This window comes from Xylella fastidiosa (genome assembly GCF_011801475.1).
Lineage (GTDB): Bacteria > Pseudomonadota > Gammaproteobacteria > Xanthomonadales > Xanthomonadaceae > Xylella > Xylella fastidiosa.
Genome location: NZ_CP044352.1, coordinates 1,094,144 through 1,105,762 on the forward strand (window position 1 = coordinate 1,094,144; position 11,619 = coordinate 1,105,762).

The window sequence follows — 11,619 nt, forward strand, 5'->3', positions numbered from 1 at the left end:
GCGGTTTTCCAGGACAGACTGCCAGAAAGCCCAGCTTTAGCGCTGACGCGCTTTAAAACGAGGGTTGGACTTGCAAATCACGAAGATCTTACCGCGACGGAGGATGACTTTGCAGTCGCGGTGACGCGTCTTTGCTGATTTTAGGGAGGATAGAACTTTCATATACACCTCGGTGAGACGCTTTATCTTTAAAATATCGCTAGAGTTGGATGCCCATGCATTTTTTAATTAAATAAAACTAAATGCACTAGGCCCTAAAAATGACTATGCGATCATGTGATCGTGAACGTAATCATGTCAATCGCATCTGCTTGTCAATCGTATCTGTCTTTGAAGTGGATTTTCAAGTGCTTATAGCGCGTAAAGAAACAGGCGGAGCTACAATCTCTTGTTTTCTAGACCCTCGGGGGTTGAATGGCTGATCTTGTGCCTGTCCTTACTATTGATGGTCCGTCCGGGGTTGGTAAGGGCACAGTCAGTAAGATCGTTGCTGCGCGCTTGGGTTGGCATTACTTGGATTCAGGGGCGTTGTATCGCGCTGTTGCAGTGGCGGCTGACTGGGCTGCTGTTGATGTTTCCGACACAACGGCTTTAGTGAAGTGCGCGTTTGATACGTGTGTCAATTTTGCCGAGTGTGCTGATGGGGAGATGCGTGTCTTGGTGAATTCGATTGATGCCACCGACGTGCTGCGCATGGAGACGACGGGTGTGTTGGCCTCGACAATTGCTTCTATCTCTGAGGTGCGTGCTACATTGAAAAAACGTCAGCAGATGTTTCGGCGCACTCCGGGATTAGTTGCAGATGGCCGTGACATGGGTACGGTCATCTTTCCAGATGCTAAATATAAAGTTTTCTTGACTGCTAAGGCCGAGGAGCGTGCTCAACGTCGGTATAAACAGTTGATGAAGAAGGGTGTTTCGGTTATGTTTGGCGCTTTACTGGAAGAAATTAGGGCGCGCGATGCGCGTGATGCTTGCCGATCTGTGGCACCGTTAAAACCAGCTGATGATGCTTTGTTAATCGATAGTACCTGTATGGAAGTCGATGAGGTTGTTGCTCAGGTGCTTGCTCTGGTGACTGATTGAGGTGCAGGGTTTAGGTTCTTAGGACTGGATCTGTAAATGCTCATTTCATTGTGTCCAACAACGGCATTCCGGTAATCACATGATTTTTAGGTAAGGATGTGTTGTAGAACGAATAGGTTCCGTCGCCTGATACGTGGCGGTTTATCCACTTTAACTTAGAGGGGGGGCGGCGTCTCTGGTGATAATTCCTTGAGTAGCCGTCCTTGTGTTTAACCGAGTAAATCAAATGACTGAATCTTTTGCTGAATTGTTCGAAGCCAGCCAAGCGAATTTGGCGAAGCTAAAACCGGGTGCCATCGTTACTGGAACCGTTGTGGATGTCCGTGGTGATGTAGTGGTTATTAACGCCGGTTTGAAGTCTGAAGGCATCGTGCCGATTGAGCAGTTCCGTAATGACGCTGGTGAGATTGATGTTGGGGTAGGTGATCAGGTCAAAGTTGCCCTTGATGCCATTGAGAATGGCTTTGGCGAAACCATTCTGTCTCGCGAAAAAGCAAAACGCTCAATGGTGTGGGATGAGCTGGAAGAGGCCTTGGAGAAGAATGAGACCATCAGTGGCCGTATTAACGGTAAGGTCAAGGGAGGATTTACCGTTGACATTAAGGATGTACGTGCGTTTCTTCCTGCTTCTTTGGTCGATGTTCGCCCGGTTCGTGATCCCGCTTACTTGGAAGGTAAGGAGCTGGAATTTAAGCTTATTAAGTTAGATCGTAAGCGTAATAATGTCGTTGTTTCTCGTCGTGCAGTGGTCGAAAGCGAGCATTCTGAGGAGCGCGAACAGTTGTTGGATAAGTTGCAGGAAGGCGCAGTGTTGACCGGTACGGTTAAAAATATGACCGATTACGGCGCGTTCGTGGATTTGGGGGGAGTTGATGGCTTGCTCCACATTACCGATATGGCATGGAAGCGTGTGCGCCATCCCTGCGAGGTGGTGAATATTGGTGATGAGGTTGAGGTTCGCGTACTGAAGTTTGACCGTGAGCGCAATCGTGTCAGCCTTGGTTTGAAGCAGCTTGGTGAGGATCCCTGGGATAACATTTCGCGGCGTTATCCAGCTAACTGTCGAGTGTTTGGTAAGGTTTCCAACGTGACTGACTATGGTGCATTTGTTGAGATTGAGGCAGGTGTAGAGGGCTTGGTGCACGTCTCGGAAATGGATTGGACTAACAAGAATGTCAACCCTTCCAAGGTTGTTCAGGTGGGTGATGAGGTTGAGGTTATGATCCTGGATGTCGATGAGGAGCGTCGCCGTATCTCCTTGGGCATGAAGCAGGTTGCTGCCAATCCGTGGGAAACGTTTGCTCTTACCCATAAGAAGGGAGATAAGGTGAGTGGCCAAGTTAAGTCGATCACAGACTTTGGCATTTTCATCGGTTTAGACGGTGGTATTGATGGTTTGTTGCACTTGTCTGACATTAGCTGGAACACGACCGGCGAAGATATAGTCCGTAATTTCAAGAAGGGTGATACCTTAGAAACAGTTGTCTTGGCTGTCGATCCAGAGCGTGAGCGTATTTCCTTGGGTGTGAAGCAGTTGGAACAAGATCCTTTTGGCCAGTATATGGCTACTCATCCGAAAGGCTCTAAGGTGATTGGAACCGTTAAGGAAGTTGATGCCAAGGGGGCCTTGATTGAGTTGGATGAGGGAATCGAAGGTTACGTTTCGGCACGTGACATCGCTAATGAGCGTGTGGATGACGCGACTCAGTATCTGAAGGTGGGCGATAGTGTGGAAGCTAAGTTTATTGGTATGGATCGTAAGGGCCGTACTTTACAGCTGTCGATTAAAGCCAAAGATGATGCTGAGATGCGCGAAGTTCTTGAGGAATATCAATCTTCTTCCGGCGGTACTACAAAATTGGGTACGCTGCTGAGAGAGCAACTCGGTAATAAGCCCGAGTAATTGAATGGGTGTTCCTGATTTCTCCTTTGTAAGATTTTAGGGATTGGATCGGTCTAGGTGGTTCTACCTGGACCGTTTTCGTTGTCAAGTGATTTTTTGCCTTTTACCAATGACCAAGTCCGAATTAATCGAGATCCTGACCAAGCGCCAAGCGCATTTGAAGTCAGATGACGTCGATCTGGCGGTCAAGTCATTATTAGAAATGATGGGTGGAGCCCTCTCTGGGGGAGATCGCATTGAAATCCGTGGTTTCGGTAGTTTCTCTCTGCACTACCGTCCACCGCGCTGTGGGCGTAATCCAAAGACCGGTGAATCAGTCGCCCTACCTGGAAAATATGTGCCTCACTTTAAGCCTGGCAAAGAATTGCGTGAACGTGTGGCAAGTGTTGTACCTCTAGGTGAATGTGGAGATATCACTGAGTAACGAGTTGTGATCGGTTAAGCTATTGTTTAATAGTTTTGGATGTTACTCATGAAAATCTTCCGCCTTCTGATAATGTTGCTCTTTCTACTGGTGGGCTTGGTCATTGGCGTTTTGAATTCTGCCGAAGTGACTCTAGACTTTATGTTCTCGAGTGTACGTACCACTTTGGGTATGGTTATCGTTTTTACCTTGCTGGCAGGGCTGATTATTGGTAGCAGTTTGGTTCTTGTGGTTGCCTTGATTCCTACTTATTCCAAGCTTCGCAGAGCAAATAAAGTGCTGGCTCAGATGCGTAGTGCATCTTCACTGCCTGCGGATATGCATCCTACCGATGGGTTGCATTGATTCTATGGAATTCCTGGATGAATGGTTCTGGTTTTTCTTATTTCTGCCTCTGGCTGCTTTGAGCGGCTGGGTCATTGGCCGACGGGGAGGGCAACGACATGGGCATGCCCAGGTTAGCCGATTGTCCAGTACTTATTTTCGCGGACTGAATTACTTACTCAGTGAACAACCCGATAAAGCAATCGAGTTGTTTCAGCATATTGCGGAGCTGGATAAGGAAACGTTTGAGACACAAGTTGCACTTGGTCATTTGTTCCGCCGTCGCGGCGAGATTGATCGTGCGATCCGATTGCATCAAGGATTGTTTAAGCGGCCTGATTTGACCGACCATCAAAAGGTGTTTGCCTTACTTGCGTTGGGCGAGGATTACATGAAGTCTGGATTACTGGATCGTGCAGAGACAGTCTTCACAGAACTTGCGCAGATTGATCAACGTGCACCGCAAGCGCTACGCCACTTAATCAGCATCTACCAAGCGGAGCGTGATTGGGAGAAAGCGATCGATAATGCGATTCGCTATGAAGTGGTGACTGGAGAGCCGATGGGCAAGCTTATTGCTCAATTTGAATGCGAGTTGGCAGATCGTTACCGTGCTTCCAACCAGCATGATAGGGCGCTGGAAGCGGTCAGCCGTGCTTACCAAGCCGATGCGACTTCGGTACGTTCCGGTATCATTGAAGGTCGCATTGAGGCTGATTTGGGTCATCATGAGGCTGCGGTCCGCGCTTGGGAGCGTGCTGCGCGCCATGATCCCGAATATCTTCCGGAGATCATTCCGTCGTTGCTGATTGCCTATCGTCAAGTGGGTGATATTGCTGGGGCCCGTAATTTCCTTTCCGAGATGACAGAGCACTATCGTGGTATTGCACCCGTTTTGGCAATGACCCAACTGATTGAATCGCAGGAAGGACCAGCACAAGCGCGTGTTTATCTTGGTAGCCAGCTCAAAGCGAAGCCCTCGGTGCGTGGTCAATCGGCGTTGATTGATCTGACTCTGGCTGACGGAAGTGATCCGGTCGCATCTTTGTATGATCTAAAGCATATTACCGATCAACTGTTGGTACGCAATCCGAGTTACCGTTGTACGCGTTGTGGTTTTGGCGCTAAGACGCATCATTGGCAATGTCCAAGTTGTAAAGAGTGGGGAACAGTCAAACCATTGCTGAACTATGCGGTGGTCTAATGCTGATCCTATGGCAGTGGGTTGTACTGCACTTGATGGTGGCAGCGGTTGGTACGTGGTTGTTGCGTCGCTACGCGCTTTGGCGCCGATTGTTAGATCTGCCTTGCGAACGTCGTAGTCACCAAGTGGCGACCCCGCGTGGTGGTGGTATGGCGATTGTGTTTACTTTGCTGTTTGGCTGTGTTTTAGCCTGGTTTGGATTGCCGCAGTGGCGATTCCATCTGGTTCTGTATGCGTGTGGTTTTACGCTGATTGCTTCAATCGGTTGGTGGGACGATCATCGTCCAATACCGGCTGTTATTCGCTTTGTGGTGCATTGTTTAGCTGCTACCCTCCTTGGTGTGTTGACCTTTACTGCATCTGGAACTTTGTGGCAAGCATTTCTTGCTGCTGCGTTTGCACTTGTATTGGTGAATATATGGAACTTCATGGATGGCATTAATGGTCTGGCGACCACCCAGGCTGCGGTTGCAGCCATTGCTTATGCTCTCGTCTTGCCGGGGCTGTTAGCGTGGGCGGGTTGGGCGCTTGCAGCTGCTTGCCTAGGTTTTCTGCCGTTCAATTTTCCACGTGCAAGGATCTTCTTGGGTGACGGCGGCAGCGGCGCGTTAGGCTATGCATTAGCCGGATTGATGGTGTTGGTTCTGATCAAGGTGCAGGTCAGTGTCTGGATAGTTTGGATTCCTTTGACCGCTTTTCTTGTCGATGCAGGCTTGACCTTGTTATCTCGCGTATTTTCTGGGCAGTGTTGGTGGCAGCCTCATGTTCAACATGTCTATCAGCGTGCTGCCAGACGCTGTGGCTCGCATACCCCTGTCACACTTACTTATTTCGTTTTCAGTGTGTCTACCCTTGTCTTGTTTTTTGCCGTTACACATTTGTCTTTACTGAAGTGGGAAGCGATGCAATCAATGATTTTTTGTATTTTTTCCTGCTTGATTTGGTTATTTCTGCGCTATGAATTGCGTGACGACTGAAGGAATGAATACATGATTCATTGGCGTAACTGCTTGGCCAGCGCTGTGCCTAAGTTGGCTGTCATTGCTCATGACTTGATCCAGGTTTGGGTATGCTGGGTTGCTCTACATGCAGCGCGTTACTCAATGTTAGTGCACCCCCCGGGTTTGCCGTATGTCGACTGGCGCACCCTGGTTGTTCTCATTGCGCAAGCGGTTGTTTTCTGGCGAGTCGGTCTATATCGCGGTTTATGGCGTTTTGCAAGCGTCCCTGATCTTTGGAATATCTTCAAATCTGCTTTCTCTGGTCTGATCGTGATTGTGTTGGTGTTGTCGGTCACTCGGTTTGAGGGGGTACCGCTATCTGTGTTGGTTGTTTATCCCTTTGCGTTGTCAGTGTTGCTTGGGATGCCTCGGTTGCTGTATCGGGCTTGGAAAGACTACCAATTGATTCACCCGGTCGATTCCTCTGAGCGTGTACTGATCCTGGGTGCTGGGCGTACCGCTGAGGCGCTAGTACGCGATATGCGCCGTACTGGTGCGTTTGTTCCTGTTGGTTTCATTGACGATGCGGTGTACCTGCGTGGCGCCAAAATTCAGGGTTTGAACGTTCTTGGTCGTTTGGAAGAAGTCAGCACGATTGCCCGTGAGACTGCAGCTAAATTACTGGTGATCGCGATCCCTTCGCTTGACGCTGCCGGCATGCAGCGTGTGGTGGCGATGTGTGAAAGTACTGGCTTGCCGTTCCGGATGGTACCTAAGCTGATTGATGTGCTCGAAGGCCGCACCCTGCCGTGTCAACTGAAGGAAGTTTCAATTGAGGACCTTCTCAATCGCAAACCGGTGATTCCGGACTGGCGTCTGATCCGTAGTTGGTTATCTGGAAAGACTGTGATGGTGACGGGCGGCGGCGGTTCTATTGGCTCGGAGGTGTGTCGTCAATGTGCGCGTCACGGTGCGAGCCGGGTAGTGATCGTTGAGATTGATGAGCTGGCGTTGCTGACGATTCATTCTGACCTACGCAGACTGTTTCCAGATATTGAGGTACTTCCTATTCTTGGTGATTGCGGTGATGCTGCTGTGATCGCTCATGCATTGCGTTGCGTGCGTCCGGATGCGGTGTTTCATGCAGCAGCCTATAAACAAGTGCCGCTGCTCGAAGAGCAATTGCGCGAAGCAGTACGTAACAATGTTTTGGCGACCGAGAACGTGGCGCGCCATTGTGTTGCAGCCAAAATTCAAACTTTCGTGTTTATCTCTACCGATAAGGCGGTAGAGCCGGTGAATGTGCTTGGTGCAACAAAGCGTTATGCGGAGATGGTTTGTCAGAGTTTTGATGCTAAGAGCACTGGGACGCGTTTCGTTACCGTGCGTTTCGGCAACGTGCTCGATTCGGCAGGCAGTGTGGTGCCACTGTTCCGTGAGCAGATTCGTCAGGGGGGGCCAGTGACGGTGACTCATCCAGACGTGACTCGTTATTTCATGACCATCTCCGAGGCTTGCCAGCTGATCTTGCAAGCTGCGGCGTTGGCATCGCATGGCGCGATTTACACACTCGACATGGGGGAGCCTGTACGGATCAATTTGTTGGCCGAACAGATGATCCGTTTGGCTGGTAAGCAGCCGGGTCGCGATATCGTCATTGTTTACACCGGATTGCGTCCCGGTGAGAAAATGCATGAAACGCTTTTTTATGCTGATGAAAACTATCGACCGACGGCACATCCTAATATCCTTGAGGCGGATGTACGCACGTTTCCCCAAGAGCAAGTGTTGCAATCGGTGATGCGTCTACGTGAGGCGGTGCAACATTACGATACTGTCGAGATTGAGTCGGTGATTAGTATGTTGATGCCAGATTTCCATGCTGCACGTCATAAAAAAGAAACAAGATTCGAAACAGTTGTCCCATTCCCAGCACGTGAGGTCAGAAGACTGTAATGATTAAGCGTATTCGCAAGGCTGTTTTCCCTGTGGCCGGTCTTGGTACACGTTTTTTGCCAGCGACCAAAACCATCCCCAAGGAAATGCTGCCAATTATTGATAAACCCCTCATCCAGTACGCGGTTGACGAAGCGATCCAGGCTGGATGCGATACCCTTGTGTTTGTGACCAACCGTTACAAGCATGCGGTGGCCGATTACTTCGACAAAGCGTATGAATTGGAGCAGAAGCTTGAGCGTGCCGGTAAATATGAGCAGCTGGAATTAGTGCGTCATGTGTTGCCTGATGGAGTGCGTACGGTTTTCGTGACTCAAACTGAAGCGCTGGGTCTAGGCCATGCAGTGTTGTGCGCCAAGCCTGTGGTGGGTGATGAACCATTTGCGGTGTTGCTGCCAGACGATCTCATGTGGAGTCGTAATGGAGGTGCACTGAAACAAATGGCTGATGTTGCTGAAGTCTCCGGTAGCAGTGTCATTGCAGTAGAGGATGTCCCCGTCGATAAAACCGTTAACTATGGCATCGTCGGAACGGATGTGTTTGATGGATGCAAGGGCCGCATTACTCAAATCGTCGAAAAGCCTAAGCCCGACGATGCACCGAGCAATCTTGCTGTGGTGGGGCGCTATGTCCTGAGTGGCAAGATATTCGAGATGCTTGAAAACACCTCTATCGGTACTGGCGGCGAGATTCAATTGACTGATGCGATCGCTGAATTACTGAAATACGAGAGAGTGGATGCATACCGCTTCCAAGGTCGCCGATTTGATTGTGGTGCACACATTGGTCTGATTGAGGCTACCCTGCATTTAGCCCTTGAACACAAGAAACATGGTCAGGCGGTGCGTGAGATCCTGCGTGACACATTACTTACGGTCGACAAGAGATAATTATCAGTATTTGCTTCGGTTTGCGTAAAGATGCTTATCGTACGTCGTCCTTTTTTGGACGACGTACCTCCAGGCTGCTTGGGAGACCTAAGAAGTTCCTTCAGAATCCCGTTGTTCTTCATTTTGCTGCGTTCTGACCTTAGGTGGTGATATCGCTTGCAGGGATGTCAGTCATGAAGGAATTGGGCCACAATGGGCGACAAAATATTTTACCTTTGGTGTGATCGTATCTATGCTGGCAGCCACCGATTTGGCTCGTATTCTCGACGGGCGTCGTATTGCTGATGACCTGCTTGATGCTTTGAAAACACGCGTGGATGCACGTGTGGCGGCAGGCAAACTGCCTCCAACGTTGGCCGTAGTGCTCGTCGGTTCCGATCCGGCATCAGTGGTGTATGTCCGCAACAAGCGGCGTGCTGCAGAGAAGGTGGGGATTAAAGCTTATGACTTCGATCTTCCAGAAGCGACGACTGAGGCTGAGTTGGCCGCGTTGATTGACCGGCTTAATGCCGATCCAAAGATCCACGGTGTCCTGATCCAATTACCATTGCCGGGCATCCCTGATGCGCATCGATTGATTCAACGTATTGACCCGCGCAAAGATGTGGATGGTTTCCACCCTCAAAATGTTGGGCACTTAGCATTGCGTGAGTTTGGTCTCAGACCATGCACGCCACGGGGTATTGTCACCTTGCTCGGCCATACCGACCGACCGGTCCGAGGGCGTAATGCCACCATTGTTGGAGTGAGCAACCATGTTGGCCGACCGATGGGACTGGAGTTGTTGATGGCTGGTTGTACTGTCACCAGTTGCCATAAATTCACCCCACCACAGATGTTGGAAGCAGCAGTGCGTCAAGCCGATATTCTGATCGTTGCAGTGGGCCGTCCGGGAGTGATTCCTGGAGAGTGGGTGAAGCCAGGTGCAGTCGTGATTGATGTTGGCATTAATCGACTTGATGATGGTCAGTTGGTGGGTGATGTTGGTTTTGAGAGTGCAGTTAAGCGTGCTAGCTGGATTACCCCGGTACCTGGCGGAGTAGGACCGATGACCGTAGCGACGTTGATGCAAAACACCCTGGAAGCCGCCGAAGCGACGGATTGTTGATCCCCTAGTTCTGGCATGCGCACGTTGCAAGGTGTCATTAACATAGGCCCTTAGTGTCGATCCGAGAGATTTCGGCGTAAAATTAAGCATTACCTAAAACTTTCTCGGATCTGCCGATGCTGCGCATCTTGGCTGAAGCTTTGACTTACGACGATGTTTCACTCGTCCCTTCCCATTCGACCGTCCTGCCCAAGGATGTCAAGCTCGAAACCCGGTTGACACGCAATATCAGGCTCAAATTGCCGATCCTTTCAGCGGCGATGGACACCGTCACAGAAGCTCGTTTGGCGATCGTCATGGCGCAGCTTGGCGGGATTGGCATCATCCACAAAAACCTTACCATCGAACAGCAAGTCGCTGAGGTCACTAAAGTCAAGAAATACGAATCTGGCGTCATTCGTGATCCGATTACAGTTGATCCAGAGACATCAATTCGCGATGTGTTAGCACTGACCCGTGCCAAGAACATTTCTGGTGTCCCTGTTGTTGATAAAGGTCAATTAATTGGCCTCGTGACTCACCGCGATATGCGCTTTGAAAGGGAGCTTGATGACCCCGTGCGCCATATCATGACTAAAAAAGAAGCCCTGGTGACAGTCAAAGAAGGGGCCGACTCCCAAGAGGTACTCCAACTGCTGCATAAACATCGCATCGAAAAGATATTGGTTGTGAACGATGCTTTTGAACTGCGCGGCCTCATCACTGTTAAAGATATTCAAAAAAAATCCGACTATCCCAACGCAGCCAAAGATGCAGTGACCCGCTTGCTGGTTGGCGCTGCTGTGGGTGTAGGGGGAGAGACTGAAAAGCGCGTTGAGACATTGGCTACTGCTGGAGTGGATGTGATCATTGTCGATACTGCGCATGGTTATTCTCAGGGTGTGCTTGATCGTGTGGCTTGGATCAAGCGTTACTTCCCGCAACTACAAGTGATTGGCGGCAATATTGTGACTGGTGATGCTGCCTTGGCACTGATGGATGTCGGTGCCGATGCAGTGAAGGTGGGTGTCGGTCCCGGCTCCATTTGTACAACGCGAATGGTGGCAGGTGTTGGTGTGCCGCAGATCACCGCTGTGCAGATGGTTTCCGACGCGCTGCAAGATCGCATTCCGCTGATTGCTGACGGCGGTATCCGCTATTCCGGTGATATTGGCAAGGCATTAGCTGCAGGCGCATCAACCGTCATGATCGGTGGTTTGTTTGCAGGGACTGAGGAAGCTCCCGGTGATGTTGAGTTGTTCCAGGGGCGCACTTACAAAAGCTATCGCGGCATGGGTTCTTTGGCGGCGATGGAAAAGGGCTCCAAAGATCGCTATTTCCAGGAAGCGAGCGACGTTGACAAACTGGTCCCGGAAGGCATTGAAGGACGTGTGCCTTACCGTGGTTCAGTCAGTGGCATCGTGCATCAGCTGATGGGCGGCTTGCGTGCCACCATGGGGTATGTTGGCTGCGCAACAATCGAAGAGATGCGTACCAAACCCCAGTTTGTGAAAATCACTGGGGCCGGTCAGGTTGAGAGTCACGTTCATGACGTGCAAATCACCAAAGAGCCGCCGAATTATCGGATGCGCTGAGTCTCAGTGATGCCCCACAGAGCCTCTGCCTGTCTTTCGCGACCTTGTTGGTCGTCATCCGTATCAATCGTTGTGGCATTTTGTATTGTTGTGTTTTGTGGGGGATCGCTGTCATGGCTATCTTTCTCGAGTCATTGCTTACCTGATGTGCGACTTGCCTGATCTCTTATGTGTCGCGTTACTGAGTTTTTTTTATTGAGCCAGCGCCC

General features: G+C 50.3%; 11 protein-coding genes. 10 read left to right on the top strand and 1 reads right to left on the bottom strand.

Annotated features, from left to right (window positions below):
* Positions 1–36: 36 nt before the first annotated feature.
* Positions 37–162, bottom strand: coding sequence for a type B 50S ribosomal protein L36 (ykgO, locus tag F7G16_RS04780; protein ID WP_011098120.1), 126 nt, complete (start codon positions 160–162; stop codon positions 37–39).
* A 252-nt stretch (positions 163–414) separates the two neighbouring features.
* On the opposite strand from ykgO, the gene cmk reads away from it, so the two are divergent.
* The 10 genes from cmk (at position 415) to guaB (ending at position 11,410) form a co-directional block, all read left to right on the top strand.
* Entirely contained in the window at positions 415–1,086 is a 672-nt protein-coding gene (gene cmk, locus F7G16_RS04785; protein WP_004088434.1) for a (d)CMP kinase, read from the top strand.
* 226 nt (positions 1,087–1,312) lie between these two features.
* A complete protein-coding gene (gene rpsA, locus F7G16_RS04790; RefSeq protein ID WP_004085975.1) occupies positions 1,313–2,989 on the top strand; it encodes a 30S ribosomal protein S1 in 1,677 nt (558 codons plus the stop codon).
* 109 nt (positions 2,990–3,098) lie between these two features.
* Positions 3,099–3,413 carry an integration host factor subunit beta gene (locus F7G16_RS04795; RefSeq protein ID WP_004088432.1) on the top strand — a complete coding sequence of 105 codons (315 nt, stop codon included), beginning with the start codon at positions 3,099–3,101 and terminating at the stop codon, positions 3,411–3,413.
* A gap of 48 nt (positions 3,414–3,461) precedes the next feature.
* Positions 3,462–3,758, top strand: a complete 297-nt coding sequence (locus F7G16_RS04800; RefSeq protein ID WP_004088430.1) for a LapA family protein — start codon at positions 3,462–3,464, stop codon at positions 3,756–3,758.
* 4 nt (positions 3,759–3,762) lie between these two features.
* Positions 3,763–4,941 (top strand): lipopolysaccharide assembly protein LapB, encoded by a 1,179-nt coding sequence (lapB, locus tag F7G16_RS04805; protein ID WP_011098118.1) that lies wholly within the window; start codon positions 3,763–3,765, stop codon positions 4,939–4,941.
* Entirely contained in the window at positions 4,941–5,918 is a 978-nt protein-coding gene (locus tag F7G16_RS04810) for an MraY family glycosyltransferase (protein ID WP_011098117.1), read from the top strand. The genes lapB and F7G16_RS04810 overlap by 1 nt, the downstream gene beginning before the upstream one ends.
* A gap of 12 nt (positions 5,919–5,930) precedes the next feature.
* A complete protein-coding gene (locus tag F7G16_RS04815; RefSeq protein WP_004088425.1) occupies positions 5,931–7,838 on the top strand; it encodes a polysaccharide biosynthesis protein in 1,908 nt (635 codons plus the stop codon).
* Positions 7,838–8,728 (top strand): UTP--glucose-1-phosphate uridylyltransferase GalU, encoded by an 891-nt coding sequence (galU, locus tag F7G16_RS04820; protein ID WP_004088424.1) that lies wholly within the window; start codon positions 7,838–7,840, stop codon positions 8,726–8,728. The genes F7G16_RS04815 and galU overlap by 1 nt, the downstream gene beginning before the upstream one ends.
* Positions 8,729–8,960: 232 nt before the next feature.
* Positions 8,961–9,836 (top strand): bifunctional methylenetetrahydrofolate dehydrogenase/methenyltetrahydrofolate cyclohydrolase FolD, encoded by an 876-nt coding sequence (gene folD, locus F7G16_RS04825; protein WP_004088423.1) that lies wholly within the window; start codon positions 8,961–8,963, stop codon positions 9,834–9,836.
* Between the two features lie 116 nt (positions 9,837–9,952).
* Positions 9,953–11,410, top strand: a complete 1,458-nt coding sequence (gene guaB, locus F7G16_RS04830; RefSeq protein WP_004088422.1) for an IMP dehydrogenase — start codon at positions 9,953–9,955, stop codon at positions 11,408–11,410.
* The last annotated feature ends 209 nt before the right edge of the window (positions 11,411–11,619 follow it).